The organism is Hydrogenovibrio sp. SC-1, from assembly GCF_002848135.1.
GTDB lineage: Bacteria > Pseudomonadota > Gammaproteobacteria > Thiomicrospirales > Thiomicrospiraceae > Hydrogenovibrio.
Genome location: NZ_PKGB01000002.1, coordinates 131,612 through 150,538, shown reverse-complemented (window position 1 = coordinate 150,538; position 18,927 = coordinate 131,612). Strand labels below are relative to the sequence as shown.

18 protein-coding genes are annotated in these 18,927 nt (G+C 38.0%); 9 read left to right on the top strand and 9 right to left on the bottom strand.

What is annotated here, in order from left to right:
* Positions 1–6 precede the first annotated feature (6 nt).
* From ccsB to CYQ88_RS01835, 6 genes are all read left to right on the top strand, one after another.
* Entirely contained in the window at positions 7–1,182 is a 1,176-nt protein-coding gene (gene ccsB / locus CYQ88_RS01860; RefSeq protein WP_101839642.1) for a c-type cytochrome biogenesis protein CcsB, read from the top strand.
* Positions 1,183–1,196: 14 nt separating this feature from the next.
* Complete coding sequence (locus CYQ88_RS01855) at positions 1,197–1,820, top strand: thiol:disulfide interchange protein DsbA/DsbL (protein ID WP_101839641.1); 624 nt, start codon at positions 1,197–1,199, stop codon at positions 1,818–1,820.
* A gap of 167 nt (positions 1,821–1,987) precedes the next feature.
* On the top strand, positions 1,988–3,631 hold the full coding sequence (locus CYQ88_RS01850) for an acetolactate synthase large subunit (RefSeq protein WP_101839640.1): 1,644 nt from the start codon (positions 1,988–1,990) through the stop codon (positions 3,629–3,631).
* A gap of 12 nt (positions 3,632–3,643) precedes the next feature.
* Positions 3,644–3,982 carry a hypothetical protein gene (locus tag CYQ88_RS01845; RefSeq protein WP_101839639.1) on the top strand — a complete coding sequence of 113 codons (339 nt, stop codon included), beginning with the start codon at positions 3,644–3,646 and terminating at the stop codon, positions 3,980–3,982.
* Positions 3,983–4,279: 297 nt separating this feature from the next.
* On the top strand, positions 4,280–5,194 hold the full coding sequence (locus tag CYQ88_RS01840; RefSeq protein WP_101839638.1) for a hydrogen peroxide-inducible genes activator: 915 nt from the start codon (positions 4,280–4,282) through the stop codon (positions 5,192–5,194).
* A 22-nt stretch (positions 5,195–5,216) separates the two neighbouring features.
* Entirely contained in the window at positions 5,217–5,942 is a 726-nt protein-coding gene (locus CYQ88_RS01835; protein ID WP_101839637.1) for a VacJ family lipoprotein, read from the top strand.
* A gap of 16 nt (positions 5,943–5,958) precedes the next feature.
* On the opposite strand, the gene CYQ88_RS01830 is transcribed toward CYQ88_RS01835, so the two are convergent.
* The 6 genes from CYQ88_RS01830 to CYQ88_RS01805 are packed head-to-tail and all read right to left on the bottom strand — an operon-like array spanning position 5,959 to position 11,791.
* Positions 5,959–6,270, bottom strand: coding sequence for a Na+/H+ antiporter subunit G (locus tag CYQ88_RS01830; protein ID WP_101839636.1), 312 nt, complete (start codon positions 6,268–6,270; stop codon positions 5,959–5,961).
* Between the two features lie 5 nt (positions 6,271–6,275).
* On the bottom strand, positions 6,276–6,545 hold the full coding sequence (locus tag CYQ88_RS01825; protein WP_101839635.1) for a K+/H+ antiporter subunit F: 270 nt from the start codon (positions 6,543–6,545) through the stop codon (positions 6,276–6,278).
* Complete coding sequence (locus tag CYQ88_RS01820; RefSeq protein WP_101839634.1) at positions 6,539–7,054, bottom strand: Na+/H+ antiporter subunit E; 516 nt, start codon at positions 7,052–7,054, stop codon at positions 6,539–6,541. Before CYQ88_RS01820 ends, CYQ88_RS01825 begins: the two co-directional genes overlap by 7 nt.
* The gene (locus CYQ88_RS01815; protein WP_101839633.1) at positions 7,051–8,577 is read right to left on the bottom strand and encodes a monovalent cation/H+ antiporter subunit D; all 1,527 of its coding nucleotides are present in this window, start codon (positions 8,575–8,577) and stop codon (positions 7,051–7,053) included. The genes CYQ88_RS01820 and CYQ88_RS01815 overlap by 4 nt, the downstream gene beginning before the upstream one ends.
* Entirely contained in the window at positions 8,574–8,972 is a 399-nt protein-coding gene (locus CYQ88_RS01810) for a Na+/H+ antiporter subunit C (RefSeq protein ID WP_101839632.1), read from the bottom strand. The genes CYQ88_RS01815 and CYQ88_RS01810 overlap by 4 nt, the downstream gene beginning before the upstream one ends.
* Positions 8,972–11,791, bottom strand: coding sequence for a monovalent cation/H+ antiporter subunit A (locus tag CYQ88_RS01805; protein WP_101839631.1), 2,820 nt, complete (start codon positions 11,789–11,791; stop codon positions 8,972–8,974). The genes CYQ88_RS01810 and CYQ88_RS01805 overlap by 1 nt, the downstream gene beginning before the upstream one ends.
* Before the next feature lie 161 nt (positions 11,792–11,952).
* Here CYQ88_RS01805 and CYQ88_RS01800 point away from each other — a divergent pair, with 161 nt between their 5' ends.
* From CYQ88_RS01800 to CYQ88_RS01790, 3 genes are read left to right on the top strand one after another with little or no spacing between them, the layout of a single operon-like run.
* On the top strand, positions 11,953–13,707 hold the full coding sequence (locus CYQ88_RS01800; protein WP_101839630.1) for a Na/Pi cotransporter family protein: 1,755 nt from the start codon (positions 11,953–11,955) through the stop codon (positions 13,705–13,707).
* A 7-nt stretch (positions 13,708–13,714) separates the two neighbouring features.
* The gene (locus CYQ88_RS01795; protein ID WP_101839629.1) at positions 13,715–15,418 is read left to right on the top strand and encodes a diguanylate cyclase; all 1,704 of its coding nucleotides are present in this window, start codon (positions 13,715–13,717) and stop codon (positions 15,416–15,418) included.
* Between the two features lie 41 nt (positions 15,419–15,459).
* Positions 15,460–17,610 (top strand): response regulator, encoded by a 2,151-nt coding sequence (locus CYQ88_RS01790; protein ID WP_101839628.1) that lies wholly within the window; start codon positions 15,460–15,462, stop codon positions 17,608–17,610.
* On the opposite strand, the gene CYQ88_RS01785 is transcribed toward CYQ88_RS01790, so the two are convergent.
* Genes CYQ88_RS01785 through CYQ88_RS01775 form a run of 3 tightly spaced genes read right to left on the bottom strand, consistent with a single transcriptional unit; the run spans position 17,607 to position 18,857 of the window.
* Positions 17,607–17,843: a hypothetical protein gene (locus CYQ88_RS01785; RefSeq protein ID WP_101839627.1), complete on the bottom strand. Its 237-nt coding sequence runs from the start codon at positions 17,841–17,843 to the stop codon at positions 17,607–17,609. The two genes, CYQ88_RS01790 and CYQ88_RS01785, sit on opposite strands and share 4 nt — an antisense overlap.
* Before the next feature lie 2 nt (positions 17,844–17,845).
* Positions 17,846–18,265: a secondary thiamine-phosphate synthase enzyme YjbQ gene (locus CYQ88_RS01780; protein ID WP_101839626.1), complete on the bottom strand. Its 420-nt coding sequence runs from the start codon at positions 18,263–18,265 to the stop codon at positions 17,846–17,848.
* 7 nt (positions 18,266–18,272) lie between these two features.
* Positions 18,273–18,857 carry a DNA-3-methyladenine glycosylase I gene (locus CYQ88_RS01775; RefSeq protein ID WP_101839625.1) on the bottom strand — a complete coding sequence of 195 codons (585 nt, stop codon included), beginning with the start codon at positions 18,855–18,857 and terminating at the stop codon, positions 18,273–18,275.
* Positions 18,858–18,927: the final 70 nt, after the last annotated feature.

Below are 18,927 nucleotides of genomic sequence, written 5' to 3'. Positions count from 1 at the left end.
GAAAAAATGAATACGATGAATAGCACGGTTGAGATGACAGCCTCTAAAAAGCTGTTTTCAATAAAAGACAGTATTTGGGCCTTGCTGGTCATAGCAGGAGCTTTTTACGCTTGGCAAAGTTTTGGCCATATTATGGATGCTTATGAAGACGGCATTTTGGTTGGATCAGCTATTGGTTTAATACTATTGGGTCGTTTTTGGCCAAGCATTAAGACCTTAAGTTATGCCGTTGCTACCTTAAGTTTATTGGCCTTATGGACTTATACCCAACACAACAATCAAATTAGTGCGAATGAACAAGCTTTCTTTTTGAAATTTCTAATTTCAAGCCAATCTGCATTTATGTGGATGAGCGCATTATTTGTGTTATCGACTATTGGCTATTTTGCCGGCTTGATTGCTAAATCTGATTTTACGACAAAGATTGCTTCTATATTAGCTTGGTCAGGTGCCGCTTTCGGTTTGGTGGGCATGATGGTTAGATGGCGTGAATCTTATTTGATTAACCCAGAGTACGGCCATATCCCAGTTAGCAGTCTTTACGAGGTCTTTATTTTATTTGCGGTATTAACGACTTTGATGTATCTCTATTATGAGCAAAAGATTCGTACCCGTTCGATGGGTGGATTTGTCATGCTGATTGTCAGTGCATCTGTCGCTTTCTTATTGTGGTATACCTTTGATAGAGGGGCTCACGAAATTCAACCATTAGTCCCTGCTTTAAAAAGTTATTGGATGAAGATACATGTTCCGGCTAACTTTATTGGTTATGGTGGTTTTTCAATTGCCGCTATGGTTGGTTTAGCTTATGTTTTAACTGAAAAGATTCAATTGAAAAACCCAAATTCCAGTTTCTTGCGTGCTATGCCAAGCTTGGAAAGTATGGATGATCTAATGTATAAAACCATTGCATTAGGGTTTGCCTTTTTTACCATCGCGACAGTTCTTGGTGCCATGTGGGCAGCTGAAGCTTGGGGTGGATATTGGTCTTGGGATCCAAAAGAAACTTGGGCATTAATCGTTTGGTTAAACTATGCCGCTTGGTTACATATCCGCATGTCAAAAGGTTGGCGCGGCCGACCAATGGCCTTATGGGCTCTTATTGGTCTAGTGGTTACCACCTTTGCATTCCTAGGCGTTAATATGTTCTTGTCTGGTTTACATTCTTATGGCGAACTCTAAATAGGTTAAAAACTATGGTAAGAAAATGGCTACTCCCTTTTTTGATTAGCATGATTTCATTGACGCAAACTTCCGTCATTTGTGCACAAGATGAAATTATGGAAGGGGTTGAATATCGTCAGGTACCTAAGCCACAATCTATTGCGCCACATCAAAAAAAGGTGGTTGAAGTCTTTTTTTATGGTTGCCCACATTGTTACAATTTAGAACCCAGTTTACATCAGTGGCTAAAAACCAAACCGAATGATGTCAATTTTGAACGGGTTCCTGCAGTATTGGATAATCCGAACTGGGTATTTATGGCCAGAGTCTTCTATACAGCAAAATTTCTAGGAATCGAAAAAGCGTTCCATTCGCGTTATTTTGATGCCTTGCATCGCGATAAAAGACGTATCTATTCTCTAGATGAATTGGCTAGGTTCGTCCAACCGTTAGGCATTAAGGCTGACGCCTATAAAAAAATGTTTAAGAGTTTTCAGGTTTCTTCTGCTGTTTCTAGAGCCAAACAGGCCACGCAAAATTACGGTATTGATGGGGTTCCAGCCGTCATTATTAATGGAAAATACTTAACGGATGTCCCAATGGCTACTTCCCGCGAAGATTTATGGCGTTTAGTTGATATTTTGGTTGAAAAATAATCACTTTTTATTCATAACTATTTAATCATTCTTATAAAAAATCCCCATTATTGGGGATTTTTTTTATCGTTTCTTTATAGCTAAGGCTTATAATCAGGCTATTATTCATTAAAAATTGCCCAGGCCTGGTGATTTTTAATTCACTTTTGAACTAATTGGACTTCTTGATGAAAGCGGCAAACCTCTTTATACAGTGTTTAGAAAATGAAAAAGTAGACTTTGTTTTTGGTATTCCTGGCGAAGAGAATATGGATATGATGGATGCACTATTGGATTCAAATATTCAATTTATTACGTGTCGCCATGAACAAGGTGCCGCTTTTATGGCCGATGTCTATGGTCGTTTAACTGGCAAGGCTGGGGTTTGTTTATCAACTTTAGGACCTGGAGCAACCAATTTAGTCACTGGGGTTGCAGATGCCAATATGGATAACTCTCCGGTAGTCGCGATTGCAGGTCAAGCAGCAACCACACGATTGCATAAAGAATCTCATCAAGTCGTCGATTTAGTCAGTCTATTTAAACCTATTACCAAATATGCAACACAATTATTAGAACCAGAAACGGTTCCAGAAGTGGTTCGAAAAGCGTTTAAATTAGCCCAAGCCGAAAAACCGGGCGCAGTCTTTATAGATTTTCCTGAAAATATCAGTGAAATGACGACACCCGAACAGCCTTTGCCTGTTGTTCAACCTCGATTGACTTTAGCGGATACCAAATTAATTGAAAAGGCGGCGCAATTGATCCAAAAAGCTAAATCGCCTCTTATTTTAGTCGGCAATGGTGTAGTCAGATCCCATGCCAGTCGACAATTGGAACAATTCGCTAATCATTGCCAGATCCCATTGGTCAACACTTTTATGGCTAAGGGATCTGTGCCTCATTATCATAATCCATTATCTGTCGGCACAGCAGGCCTACAAAAGGGCGATTATGAAAATGGTGGTTTTGCTGAATCCGACCTTGTTATCTGTGTTGGGTTTGATATGGTCGAATATCATCCCCATTTATGGAATCCAAATCGAGAACATACTATTATTCATATTGATACCAGCCCTGCTGAAGTCGATTACAGTTATATTGCAGATGTTGAACTCATTGGAAATATTGGCCGAAATCTCAATGCACTAACTGACCAATTACCCCAAAATACACATCAACCTAAACCCTTTCCGTTGCGGGAGGCGATGATTGAAGAAATGCAAAGATGCTCTCATTCTGATGCTTTTCCAATGAAGCCCCAAAAAATTATTTGGGATTTAAGAACTGCAATGCATCACGAAGACATTGCCATTTGCGATGTCGGCGCACATAAGATGTGGATGGCTCGATTCTTCCGCTCGGAATTACCGAATACCTGTATTATTTCGAATGGCTTTGCTAGCATGGGTATCGCCGTTCCAGGTGCCATAGGCGCTAAATTAGCCTTTCCTAATAAAGCAGTTGTTGCCGTTACCGGTGACGCTGGATTTATGATGAATTCACAAGAAATTGAAACCGCCTTACGGTGTGAAACGCCTATCGTGGTTTTAATTTGGAATGACAGCCAATATGGCTTAATTAACTGGAAGCAAAAACGACGTTTTGGACGTTCAGCTTATATTGATTTTAATAATCCAGATTTTGTTCAATATGCTCAGTCTTTTGGTGCAACTGGTGTCCGAATTAAACAGGCGTCTGAACTTTATCCTGCACTTAAAAAAGCATTAAAAAACAATACTGTCACCATTATTGATTGTCCAGTCGATTATTCAGAAAATAATCGTTTAACCGAATTATTGGGCAATGTTATTTCAGACAGCGAATCATAAAAAGGAGCTGATATGGTTTATATCAAGAGAAACGCTCAAAATGAAATTATTGATATGCAATTTTCACCTAAATCTGGTTATGAATATTGCAGTTTATATGATCCAGATATCAAATCCTTTATTGAAGAATCTCAAAATGAAGAGTTAATCAAAAAAATCCTCAAAACCATGGATATTGAGATGGTTCGGGTGATTGAAGATTTAGTGGATATTTTAGTTGATCGTCGATTAATTCTATTTACAGATTTACCTGAACCCGTTCAAAATAAATTACTCTTTAAACGATCCATTCGTGAAAACCTTGCTCCTGAAAGCAGCATGATTGATGATGATGAAGTGCTAAATTTCTAATTTTATGTGGATAACTCTTGGGAAAACCACTTTATAATGACCTTTTTTGATCGGTTAGGCTGTTAGTCATTGTGAATAGATTTTCATAGATTGAACCAACCCATTTTTATGCACAATTCATCCACAATTGATTGTGTGCTTTCATTTAAACTTACGCTACCAGTTATCAACAGCTTAAGGATTTGATTTTTAAATAAATAATAGACTTATCCTTTAATAAAGCAGCTCCTAATAAGAATAAAAACAAAAAAGAAATAAAATATATATCCTTTATATTCTTTCTTGTGTATAGAAACTATGACATTAAATGAATTGAAATATTGTGTTGCTTTAGCCAAGGAAAAGCATTTTCGAAAAGCAGCTGAAAAATGTTTTGTCAGTCAGCCCACTCTAAGTGTTGCCATTAAAAAATTAGAATCTGAACTGGGCATTACCCTTTTTGAACGTCAAAAGAATAATGTTCTTATTACCCCTTATGGCAAAGTTATCGTTGAAATGGCAAAAGACATTTTGGCTAAGATGGAATCGATTAAACAAATTGGTCAAAAACAAAACTCGACTGTTACGGAATTGAAAATTGGCGTTATTTATACGATAGGCCCCTATTTACTACCGCATTTTATTTCTGAATTTCATCAAAAAGCCGATAATATACGATTATTGATTGAAGAAAATTACACCCATGTTTTATTAGAAAAACTCCAAACCGGTGAACTGGATATAATTATTGCTTCTCTACCCCTTGAAGCGGATAATATTGAGACTTTAGCGATATATGAAGAAAATTTTGAACTAGCGGTTCCTAAAGGACATCCTTTGAGCAGATGCAACGCTGTTGATTTGGCAGATATCGAAAACGAATCGATTTTGTTATTAGGATCTGGTCATTGCTTTAGAGATCAAATTTTAACGGCCTATCCTAAATTACTCATGCATAAAGCTTTACAAAGTCCATTACAAAAGAGCCTTGAAGGGAGTTCCTTGGAAACGATTCGTTATATGGTAGGGTCTGGGTCAGGTATTACAATATTGCCGTGTAGCGCCTGTCAAAATCAAGATAAATTACTGGATACCATTCCATTAGCTGATTCAGCCGCAAAAAGAACGGTGGTGATGGCTTGGCGACAAAGTTTTTCGTTAATAGAAACATTAGAAATTTTTAAAGAAACTTTGTTAGCGGTTAAAATTCCGTGCACACAACCACTCAATTAAATTGGATCAATACACTCATTCAATGAAACTAAAAGCTTATATCTTATTTTTGTATTTATGTGTGCCAGTTTTTGTACAAGGGGCATCTACACCTGCAAATAACCCCGATCCTTATGAAAGTTTTAACCGCGCTATGTTCCAGTTTAATTTGCATTTTCATAATGTCATTGGTGAACCGGTCGTGAAAGCTTATAAAGCGGTTGTGCCTTCACCGGCTCGAACTGGTGTGAGTAATTTTTTTAATAATTTAAATGAACCCTTGAATGTGATTAATGCCCTATTACAAGGTAATATTGAAAGCGGTTTAAATAGCTTTATGCGGTTTACGTTAAACAGCACTTTTGGCTTATTAGGTTTAATTGATATTGCAACGCCGGCAGGTTTACCCTATCAAAAAGAAGATTTGGGGCAAACATTGGCTGTTTGGGGATTATGGTCAGAATCGAACTATTTAATGCTGCCTTTGGTTGGCCCTTACACCACTCGAGATTTATTCGGCAGAGTGGTCGATAGCAGTTATAACCCATCTTATAAAAATATAATTCAAACCGATGCTTATGGTCAGATTTATCTATTTCTTGGAGAAAGCTTTGATGATTATACCAAGGTAGAAATGTTGCTAACTGAAGTGAAACAACAACCTGATCCGTATATTTTTATGCGTGAAAGTTATTTACAGTATCGAACCAACCTTATTTATAACGGAAATCCACCTGCTCCTGATTTAGACGATTTCAATTTTGAATAAAAATGACCAGGCCTGGTCATTTTTTTTGGGTTTGTTCGCTTTGATGGGTTTGAATGTGTAGTGCTGCTTTAGCCATCAAGTGTGCACTAATGGGTGCGGTTATAAATAGAAATAATGTAATCAAAACTTCATGGGCACTGACACCACTCTCTTTTTGACTGAAGTAAATTGCTGAGGCGATTAAAATTGAGCCGACGCCCATGGTGGTCGCTTTTGTTGGCCCATGTAATCGCATATAAAAATCGGGTAATTTAATTAATCCAATTGATCCCACCAACGTAAAAAAAGCACCAACTAAAATTAATATAGCTAAGATATTTTCAAGCATATTAGTTATTCCATAATATCGCCACGCAGCAAATACTTGCTTAACGCAACGGTTCCAACAAATCCCATCACTGCTATGAGTAGCGCGGCTTCAAAATACAATGCACTTTGCTGATAAATCCCAAATAAAATTAAAATAGCAATGCTATTGATATAAATGGTATCTAGTGCAAGGATTCGATCAGGTAGGGAAGGCCCTTTAATGAGTCGGTAAAAATTAAACAATAAAGCCAATCCGACCATTAAAAATGCAATTTCAAGTGCCATAGTTAACATGATTGAAAGACCTTAATTAAGGGCGTTTCATAACGCTGTTTAATTTCGTGAATCGTATCCATTTCATTCTCTAAATGCAAAGCGTGAACCTTTAATTGTTTTCGATCCGGTGAAACATCGCAAGAAACTGTCCCTGGCGTCAGAGAAATCGTATTGGCTAGAATACTGATACCTAAAGGATGTTGTATTTCTAAGTCTATTAATACAAACCCAGGCTTTAAGCGGCGACTAGGCCCTAAAATTAATTTAGCCACGACCATATTCGCAATTAAGATGTCCCAAATTACCACCCAGAAAAATTTAAAAATAACCCAAGGGTTGGATAGTATTATTTTTTCAGGCCAGAATGATGTAGTTAACAATGGAATAATAACGGCCAAAATGAATCCTAAGACAATATGTCCTGGTGCTAAGGTATTATTGAGTAAAAGCCAAATAATCCATAACACCATTGTTAAAACGGGATGCGGTAATAATTGAATGAATTTACGCGGTTCCGATGATTTCATGGCTGTACCCTCTCAATTGGTAAGGTATTCAGTACCGTGTCAATATATTGAATTTTATCGAGTAATTGCAAAGTGGTACTGTCAGTGAAAGCACTAATTGGATTAGCTAAAATGACTAGAACGGGACTGATTCCTAGTAATAAAACCACCGCGAGAAACGCTTTTTTACTAAAGAGATTCCCTTCAGGTTTTTGATGAATTTGGGTTTGGTAAAATAATTGAGAGCCTGATTTTGCTACCGCGATAATCATAAACAGGCTGGAAATTAACATGGTTGCCATAATAATGGCAAACCAATCATGTTCTAAAGCAGCAGCTAAAATTAAAAACTTTCCAAAAAATCCTGATAAGGGCGGTAAGCCCGTCATGGCAATGGCGGCAAAGATAAAGAAGCTGCCTAATAGAATCCCTTTAAAAATGGGTTTACTAGATTCAAATCGATCATCATAAATGCCACGTCCCTGAGCAATCATATCGGCTAATAAAAAGAAACCACCGGCAATTAAAGTGGAATGAATTAAGTAATATAAACTGGCCGATAGAGCGGCAGGGCTATTTAAACCAATGCCAATTAATAAAGTCGCAACGGATGTTAAAACTAAATAAGCAATCTGTTCTCTTAAGCCTCTTGCAGCTAAAACGCCCAAAGCGGCTAATAATAAAGTGATTAACCCCAATATCAATAACCAAGGCATATAGAAATACGCCAGATCTCCTGCTGTGCTGCCAAATAAGGTGCCATGAACTCGAATAATGGCGTAAAGCCCAACTTTGGTCATAATGGCAAATAACGCAGCAACTGGAGCAGGTGCATTGGCATAGGCTTGAGGTAACCATAAATAGAGTGGGAACATGGCTGCTTTAAGACCAAAAACCAGTAATAATAACAATCCAGCTGCACTGACAATACCATAATCCTCAACTGGCAATTCAGCAATTTTAACAGCCATATCAGCAATATTTAACGTACCCAAAATACCGTATAAAGCGCCTACGGCAAATAAGAATAATGTCGACCCAATTAAGTTTATTACTACATAATGCAATCCCGCTTTGGTTCTTAAACGTCCGCCACCATGTAATATCAATCCATAGGATGCAAGCAATAATACTTCAAAGAATACAAATAAATTAAAGACATCGCCCGTTAAAAAAGCGCCATTTAATCCAAATAATTGAATATGAAATAAGGTATGAAAATGTGCGCCTTTATTATCAATTTTCTGCGAGATGGCATACCAGATAGCACTCATAGCCAATAGAGATGTAATAAGCACCATCATAGCTGATAATTGATCTAATACTAATACAATGCCAAAAGGCGCTGCCCAGTTTCCTAAAATAAAGACTTGTGGTTCGCCGGTTAACGAAACGAATAGGCTTTCAATACTGATCCAAACTAAAGCAACAGCACCCATCAAACTAACAAATCGTTGGTGTTTTAAACCCAGTGATTGAATGAGTAAAAGACTAATTCCTATAAGTAAAGGGACAACCAAGGGCAAAAAAGGCAGGCTTGTCATATTGTTTTTCCTGCTTGTTTTTGAGGTTTTCTAGGGGGTAATGTATGATCTAAAGAAGCTTCATCTTTTGCTAAATTCAACCCATCAACATGATCATTTCCTAATTCCGCACGGGCTTTTAAAGCCAATACAATCAAAAATGCTGTCATCCCAAACGCAATGACAATGGCAGTAAGAACTAATGCTTGAGGAAGTGGATCAGCATATTGACCTTGTGCAGGATCAATAATCGGAGGTAGCCCAATGGTTAATCGACCCATTGCAAATAAAAATAAATTAACCGCGTAAGCTAATAATGTTAGCCCTAATACCACGGGAAAGGTTCTAGCACGGAGAGTTAAAAACACCCCACTGGCAGTTAGTGCCCCTATGGAAAGCGCAACTAATAATTCCATTACTTTTGTTCCTTAGCTTTTGGGTGATGAGATGCGAAACTCAATCGACCTAATTGAACCAAACTCATTACGGTTGCTCCGACCACAACTAAAAATACACCCAAATCAAATGCAATAGCACTGGCAACTTCAAATTCGCCAACAATTGGCCAATTTAAATGGGTAAAGGCAGAGGTTAAGAAAGGGAAACCAATTCCCATTGCAACTAGTCCGGTCGTAACAGCAATTAATAACCCTAACCCTATTGCCCAATTCATATTGACTTTAAAGTGTTCACTGGTTAAATGAATGCCATTTGATAAGTATTGAACAATCAACGCGACAGAAGCGATTAACCCAGCAATAAATCCACCGCCAGGTAAATTATGACCTCTTAAGAAAATAAAGATGGCCACCATTATCATTAACGGTAAAAGCAAACGGGTAAAAGTTTGCATAATTAATGGGTGAGAATCATTACTCCATAACCGACCTTCAATATCATTTTTAGGGGCAGGTAATTTCATATTCTGTAACATAGCAAAAACACCCAGGCCTGCCAAAGCCAGCACCGTAATTTCTCCTAAGGTATCAAATCCACGGAAGTCGACTAAAATCACGTTGACCACATTACTACCACCACCGCCAGTAACACTATTGGCTAAGAAATAATCAGCAATGGTTTGATAATCTCTCGTTAATACGGCAAGCGTATATAAGGTAATACCGACCCCTGACAATACTGCTAAGATGCCATCTCGCCATAAACGCATTTTTCCGATTTCTTTAGGCGTCGCTTGTGGCAAAAAATACAAGGCTAATAGCAATAAAATAATGGTCACAACTTCAATAGATAATTGGGTTAAAGCTAAGTCAGGCGCTGAAAATTTGACAAACGTTAAAGATAAAACCAATCCAATCATGCCAATCACAATGAGCGTTAATAATCGTTGACGGTGAATAAAGACCAAAACAATACTCGTTAACATTAAGCCAATCGCAAGCATCAGTGAAATGGCATCAACCGGCAACATGGGTCTTTCACCAAATAATGGCGTGTCTTGGATTGCAAAACCATAAGCGGTAAAAAAGAGTGCCGAAAATACAATCCAAGCAGAAGCGTTTTGTAAAGAGCCTTTATCAAACCGGTGCGTTACTGCATTAGCGATTGAAAAGAGATTATTCATAACTATGTTAAAAAAGTGTCGGGCATCAATTTGTCTAAAGTGTTGATCATAAAATTTAAATAATCGGTGACGTAAAAAGTAAAACAGGATGCCGCCAGTTAATGCAATTAAACTCATAATGAGTGCGGGTGTAAGGCCATGCCAAATTGCCAAACTATAATGAGGAGGCGCAGATTGTAACGTTCCAGCGACTGCTATTTCTAATAAAGGGGCGACCGTTAAGTTTGGAAAAATACCAACGGCTAAACAAATAATCACCAGTAAATCGACGGGAATTTTCATAAAACGCGGCGGTTCATGCGGTATCTTTGGCAAATTAATGGGTTCACCATTAAAAAATACATCGTGGATAAACCGAATTGAATAGGCAACCGATAGCACACCCCCAATCGTTACTAAAATGGGAATCATCCAGGCAGAATGGGATGCTTGACTGGCAGTAACAGCCTGCTCAAAAAACATTTCTTTACTTAAAAATCCATTCAATAATGGGACGCCGGCCATTGCGGCAGATGCAATAATCGCTAAAAAGGCGGTATGTGGCATATATTTAATTAAACCATTTAATTTTCGCATGTCTCGCGATCCGGTTTCATGATCGATAATGCCAGCGACCATAAATAATGAGGCTTTAAAAGTTGCGTGGTTAATAATATGAAAAATCGCTGCAACCGCGGCCATTTGTGTGCCAAATCCAAATAATAGTGTAATTAACCCAAGATGACTGATGGTGGAATAGGCCAATAGTCCTTTTAAATCATGTTTAAAAAAGGCGGTATAAGCGCCAATAATAAGGGTAATCATGCCAGCACCCCCAACTAACCAAGACCATTCAGGGGTCCCAGATAAAATTGGGAAAAAACGCGCTAATAAGAAAATCCCAGCTTTAACCATGGTTGCCGAGTGCAGATAGGCAGAGACGGGAGTTGGTGCTGCCATTGCATGGGGCAACCAAAAATGAAAAGGAAATTGTGCAGATTTAGTAAAAACGCCTAATAAAATTAATCCTAAAATAGGCAAATAAAGAGGACTATTTCGTACTAAATTGCCAGATGCCAGAACATCGGTTAATTGATAACTACCAACAACATTGCCTAACAGCAATACCCCCGCTAATAGCGCTAAGCCACCTGCGCCGGTTATGGCCAATGCCATTCTGGCACCTTGTCGTGCCTCTTTTCGATGCTGCCAATAACTAATTAATAAAAATGAAGTAATGGAAGTAAGTTCCCAAAAAACTACCAATTGAATCAAGTTTTCGGATAGAACTATGCCAAGCATCGATCCCATAAACATTAATAAATAAGCAAAGAAACGCCCCATTGAATCTTTGGCAGCCAAATAATATCGAGCGTAAAAAATGACCAAAATTCCAATTACTAAAATCAGTAAAGCAAATAGCAGTGCTAAGCCATCTAGTCGAAAAGAAAAATATAGCCCAATAGCGGGAATCCAATCCCAGCTTTGCAAAATGGTTTGACCAGAAAAGACTTGGTAAGCAGAGGGAATTAATGTGACTAAAGCGCTGAGAGCAATAAAACCACTGACCCAAGCAGCGGCCAAGCGATTGAATCGGGCAGACCAAGCAGCAAAGATTGCACCGATAAAGGGGAGCAAAACAACGAATGGCAAATTGAAAGCCAATAAATTCATAATTTTTGGTAATCTCTATAAAAGGTTTTTATAAGGCGTAAAGATACCGATAAACTCCCATTTAGTCAATGTTTTAGAGGATTTTGATGGATAATTAAATTCCTCTTTTAAGTAGATTCGGTTACGATTAAAAGTTAACTTAAAAGGATTACGATAAGCCTATGCAACACATTAAATCAGTATCGATATTTGCGTTGTTACTCATCTTTGTTAGCCAAAGTTTTGCAGCGGATGACTATACCGTTCAATTAGATTGGACAACGATGATTATGACGTTATTGGGCGGCTTAGCCTTATTTCTATTTGGATTAGATTTACTTATTAAAGGTTTGCTAACAGTTGCTGGCGAACAAATGAAAAATTTACTGAGTAAACTGACTGTAAATCGAATTTCAGGGGCACTATCTGGAACATTAGTAACGGCTGTCATTCAATCCTCATCCGTAACCACAGTTTTGGTGGTGGGATTTGTTTCTGCTGGATTAATGACGGTGACCCAAGCTGCTAGTGTCATTATGGGGGCGAATTTGGGGACAACCATAACAGCGCAAATAGTGGCGTTTAAAATTACCAAATTGGCGTTATTAATGATTGCAGTTGGTTTTTCAATTCAGTTTTTTGCTAAACGTAGCAAAATGCGTCATATTGGTGAACTCATATTAGGATTAGGGCTAATTTTCTTTGGTATGAATTTAATGAGCGAAGGCATGGCTCCTCTTAGATCCTATGAACCCTTTCTGAATTTAATGACTCAAATGCAAAATCCTTTTTATGGCATATTAGTTGGACTGGTTTTTACCGCTTTGGTACAATCCTCATCCGCCACCATTGGGATAGTGATTGTTATGGCTAGTAATGGCTTTTTAACGCTACCAGCAGGGATTGCGCTATCAATGGGTGCGGATATTGGTACTTGTGTAACTGCCATGTTAGCAGCCATTGGCAAATCACGGGATGCGGTACGTTCTGCTTTAATTCACGTCGGATTTAATATCTTAGGGGTCTTAATCTGGTTGCCGTTTATTGGAGCCTTAGCTGCCCTTTCTGTTTGGGTTTCTCATTCAACACCTGTTGATATAACGACTATGCAAACGTTGGCTGAAAATACGCCGCGTGAAATTGCAAATGCAAATACGTTATTTAAGCTCAGTGCTTTAATTTTATTTTTGCCGATGATTTCACTTTTTGTATGGGTTGTTTATAAATTTGTGCCAGTGAATGAAACAGAAAACAATCAAGCAGACATTAAACCGCAATTTTTAGATGACTCTTTATTGAAAGCCCCTGAGTTGGCAATGGAAGCGGTGCTGATGGAATTGAATAACTTTCGGGATAAATATATTCGATTCTTTAAAAGAAGTACGGACAGTAAAGATTTCATTAATTTAAATCGTATTTCGATTGAAGATACCTATTTAGGCAGATTAAAGCGATATCAGCGAGAGATTTTGTTTTATTTGGGCAAAATTAGCCGAGCAGATTTGGATGAGAAGCTTCAAGTTCGTTATACCAAATTGATCAGTGTCGTGAATATTATTGAATCGATGATAGAGTCGATAGAAGCAGGTATTATTCAGGCAAAACATCAGGCTTTTGAAAATAAAATTCAGCCCAGTCCTACCATGATTAATTTACTGGGTGATTTATCGAAAGAAGTCGGTCACGGTATGGATCACGCCTTATTATCTTTGATTGAAAAAGATTCGGAAAAGGCGTTGGTGGTTTTATCGGTCAAATCAAAAATCGATCATCTTATTCAAACGGCTTTGGAACATCAAACGCGTAATTTTAAGGCTGATGCACAACGTATGATGATTTTTAGATTGGAAATGCAAATGGTGGATGCCTTTAAACGCTTGCATACCTTATCGAAACGGATTGCCCGTTATCAGCTAACACAAGAAAACAAAGGATAAGAAGGGCTTGATAAACAGTAAAAATTTGATTGAAGGCATGTTTGAAGCTGCTCTAATTTTTAATAAAGAAGGTATTATTCTTGATTTAAATGGCTCTGCTGAAGCAGTTTTTGACTTTTCAAGAGATCAACTTTTAGGAAAAAAACTTTCAGAGGTTTCATTTAAGTATTTCGATGAAGAAGGAATTGTTTATAACGAAAGCCAAAACCCAATTTTTCAAATACTTAACGCTAAAAAGCCGATTAAAGGTAGAAAGCTTCAAGTACAACTGGTCAATCAAAAAATAAAATGGCTTCAACTTAATGCGGTTTTTTTAAAAGACCTAGAAACCCATAATTTAACGCAAATTATTATTACATTTAATGACATTTCCGAACTGATCTCTGTCAGACATGAAGTAGAAGTTTTAAATGAGCAGTTACTTGAAAAAGTAGAAACTCTGAATGTTTTAACAAGAAGTTTTAATCAAGCCCAAAAACTTTCAAAAATGGGTCATTGGATGCTAGAGTCTACTAATGACCGTCTAGTTTGGTCAGATGAAGTGTTTCGAATTTTTGGGTTAGAACCTCAATCCGTTATCCCAGATTTTGAATTATTTATTGGTTTTATTCATCCAGATGATGTTGATCTGGTAAATGATGCTTATCAGCAATCATTACAAGATAAATCAAGTTATGAAGTGAAGCATCGAATCATTTGTGGGGATGGAACGCAAAAATATGTCCAAGAGAAAGGGTTTCACGATTTTGATGAACAGGGCAATGTCCTAAGAACCATTGGAACGGTTTTAGACATAACGGAACAACACTTAAAAGCCTTTCAAGTTGAAACCCTAGTGAACTTGGTCAACAGTCAATTGATTATGTCACGGACTGATACCCATGGAAATATCTTGGACGTCAGTGACTTTTTCTGCGACATTTCAGGTTATCATCGTGAAGAATTAATTGGCCAAAATCAAAATATTGTCCGACACCCGGATATGCCGAGTTCTTTTTACAAAGAATTATGGCAAACGATTCAATCTGGAAAAACTTGGGTTGGAGAAATTAAAAATCTAAGGAAGGATGGGGGGTATTATTGGGTCAAAAGCAGAATATCCCCTGATTATGATCCTTTTGGCAATTTAATTGGTTACATCTCATTAAGACAAGATATTACTGCTCAAAAGCGTTTAGAAGAGATTGCCATCAAAGATGAACTAACCGGACTTTATAATCGTCGATATTACAATCAACGATTGCATTTAGAAATAAATCGAGCTAAACGAGATCAACGTTGGTTATGTTTTTTAATGTTAGATATTGATAATTTTAAAAAATATAACGATACCTATGGTCATCAAGTAGGAGACTATGCACTTAAGAAGGTCGCATCGGCTCTAGATAATAGTTTTAATCGTGCTGGAGATATTTGTTTTAGGTTGGGGGGAGAAGAATTTGCAGTACTATTTGAAGTAGAAAATCCAGAAGATGGAAAACAGATGGCAGATAGAGTCCGTCAAGCAGTAGTTGATCTTGATATCGAACATTCAGGAAACCCTCCCTGGTTGAAAATGACAATTTCGATAGGGGTATTATTGATGGATCCACACCAAAACTATATAGAAGAAGAAGTCTACAAATATGCCGATTCAGCCCTTTATCAAGCTAAAAGTAATGGACGGAATCGTATAGAGTGCGTTAAAGAATCTGAGGTTGAGTTATTTTAGAATGTTTTTTTCCCAAAATTAATCACCAGTAGCTGACTAATATGAATCAAGGTAATCTTTGGCTGCAAAAACAGCAGTTGCAACTGGTATTAGACAATACGCTTGTCAGTGGCTTAGGTAATATTGCAGTTGCATTGCTACTTTTCTTGATGCTGTTTGGAAAAGTTGATACGGTCAATTTATTCATTTGGCTTGGCTTTATGATGGGAATAAATGGGTTAAGAATCCATCAAGGGCAAAACTTTAAGCATCAGCTGCTCGAATCAAATACCTTTAAGATTCAGCGCCAATATTTATATTGGATTGCGTTATCTGGTCTGGGTTGGCTACTAGTCACCCTACTGTTTTTTGATACCAATGATACTGAAATTCAAGCAATTTTAGCCATTATGATTGCTGGAATTTCGTCTGGAAGTGTTGCAACGCTTTCGCCAATTAGATCTTATTTTTTAACCTTTTTAACGCTTTCCGTCTTGCCATTAGTGGTCAGCTTCATTTTATTGTTTGATCAGCATGGATTGTTATTTGCCATAGTGATTGGTTTTTATATGCTACTTATCCAACAGGCTGCCCAGAAATACCGCCATGCAATTCAAGAGGCATTTGAATTACATATTTCTAATCAAGCGCTGATTGCGGAGTTGGAAAGTGCCAAGCAAATAGCTGAAGATTCAAGCCGTTTAAAAGGGGAGTTTTTAGCCAATATGAGTCATGAAATTCGAACGCCAATGAATGGTGTTCTAGGGATGACTCAACTGCTAATGGACTCAGAATTGCATCCACAGCAGCAAGAGTTAGCAGATTCCGTCAAACAAAGTGCTGAGTCGTTATTGGAAATAATTAATGATATTTTAGATTTTTCAAAAATTGAAGCTGGTAAATTGGAATTGCATTATGAAGCCTTCCAGCTCTTACCTTTTTTAGACAAAACCATTGATATGGTGGCTGCCGCTGCACAATCTAAGTCATTATATTTACAGTACTTTATTACACCTGAAGTACCTAGCGCTATCAATATTGATGCTGTGCGCTTGCGCCAAGTTTTATTAAACTTGCTGGGAAATGCCATTAAGTTCACCGATAAAGGTTCGGTCATCCTCCGTGTTTCCCTGTCAAAACCTGGTTCTAAGAGGCTTTTATTTGAAATTGAAGATACTGGTCCGGGTATTTCAGAACAAGGGATAAAGAAGTTATTTGACGCCTTTTCTCAGGTTGATGGTTCTCACACAAGAGTACATGGTGGGACAGGGCTCGGATTAGCCATTAGTCAAAGTATATTGCGACTGTTTAATTCCGAAATTAGCCTGAATACGCGTTACCAAGTTAAGGATTCGGGTTCTATTTTTTATTTTAATCTACCCTGTGAATGGGTTGATACAATGCCGTGTTTAACATCCTTTACACCTAAGCAAAGCCTAATATGGGTTAATCAATATGGTGATTTTAATACTGACTGGCAGCAATGGTTTAGTCAGCTAGGCATAGAAGTACGTTTTGTTGACATGATGACTTTGAGCGAAGAATCCGAGCACCTAACAGCCAAAACGACTATTTGGATTGAGCTGTCGGTAATTGAGCAGCAAGATATCGATGTCTTCAGTTTGCTGAATGATTTGAAAAACCAACTGCCAAGCTTTAGCTTACTATTAACCTACCCACAAGCGATGAAATGGCAGGCGACAATTGAAAAACTCGAGATCAAAACCCGTTTATTACCCATTAAATTTGGTGATCTATCACACTGGTTACAATCTAGAAATATCGTCAAACAGGATATGAATGAGAGGCCCAATTCGCCGGATTACCCGCAAATACCAGCTGCTAGGGTATTGGTCGTTGAAGATAATATTATTAATCAAAAATTGGCAACGGCCTTACTTAACAAAATGGCGATACGTTGTGACCTTGCTAACAATGGCGTTGAAGCGCTGCAGCAACTCGAAGAAAAACCTTATGATTTGGTGTTTATGGATTGTCAAATGCCGGTTATGGATGGCTATCAAGCCACTCGAGAATTGCGATCAAGCGATTCAATAAATGCAAAAACGCCTGTGATAGCCTTGACTGCAAATGCGATGAAAGGCGATCAACAGGCTTGTTTAGATGCTGGAATGGATGATTATTTAGCCAAACCGATTGACCGATCCTTACTAATCAAAAAATGCCAATATTGGTTAAAAAGTAACCGTTAAAGCTCTGTCGACAAATGGGGGCGAACAAAATGTTCTGCTTGAGTCATTTCGCCATTTGCATGATCGCTTGGATGGATTTCAAATTGTGTGAAATGGCCATCCGGTTGATCGATTAAGTCTTTCGCTACTTTTGTTAAATAGTCTGAATCATTATGCTTGGTTTTGAAAACTAAGTTATGTTTTCCGGATACTTTCAATACATAGTGAGATGGTTCAAACCCCAGGTTTTTCATGATTAAGACCCTTGTATGGTAATGACGATTTCTCGATGAAATCGTCCTGTGCGATGTTCATATAAAAACAACCCTTGCCAGGTGCCCATATTTAAACGGCCATGACTGACTGGAAGGGTATGACTGGTTTCAGTCAACAAAGTGCGTAGGTGTCCAGACATATCATCTGGTCCTTCATCTCGATGCTGAAAGTCTGCATCGCCATCTGGAATATGTTTCTTTAGCCAATTTTCAATGTCCACTCTCACGGTTGGGTCGGCATTTTCGGTAATGATCAAAGACGCCGAGGTGTGTTGACAGAAGACGTGACAAAGCCCAGTCGTGATTTCAGATTCAGCAATAACGCGGTTGACTTCATCGGTGATATTAAACGTTCCGCGATTTGGGCTGTGAAAGGTTAGGGTGCTTTGAAAAGTCTTCATTTGAACCTCAAGTTTTAGTGTGTTGATGATAGCGCCAACAGCTGGTCAAATGATCATTCACTAAACCCACTGCTTGCATATAGGCATAAATAATTGTTGAACCCACAAAGGACATGCCGCGTTTTTTTAAATCTTTCGCAATGGCATCACTAATGGGTGTTGTTATGGGCACTTCTTTAGCACTTTTCCAGTGGTTGATAATCGGCTGGTGGTTGACAAACTGCCATAAATAGTCTGAAAAACTGCCAAATGATTTTTGAATTTGTAAGAATACCCGTGCATTACTACGGGCAGAAACGATTTTTAAGCGATTGCGAATAATTTTTGGATTTTGGCGCAAGCTCTCTAATTCATCATCGGTCATTTTGGCAACCAAATTTGGGTCGAATTGATAAAAAGCTTGGCGATAGCCTTCGCGTTTATTTAAGACAGTTTCCCAGTTCAATCCAGCTTGTGCACCTTCTAAGATGAGCATTTCAAATAATTTTTGATCATCATAAACCGGAATGCCCCATTCGTGATCATGGTAATTTGCATAGGCTTCATGACCGGATTGATTGCCAAAGCATCGGTTTTTAGAGGTCTTTTCCATAATATATTAGGTATTCATTAATAAGCTACTAATTGGACATAGAATCGATTATTATCATTCAGTTATGTTC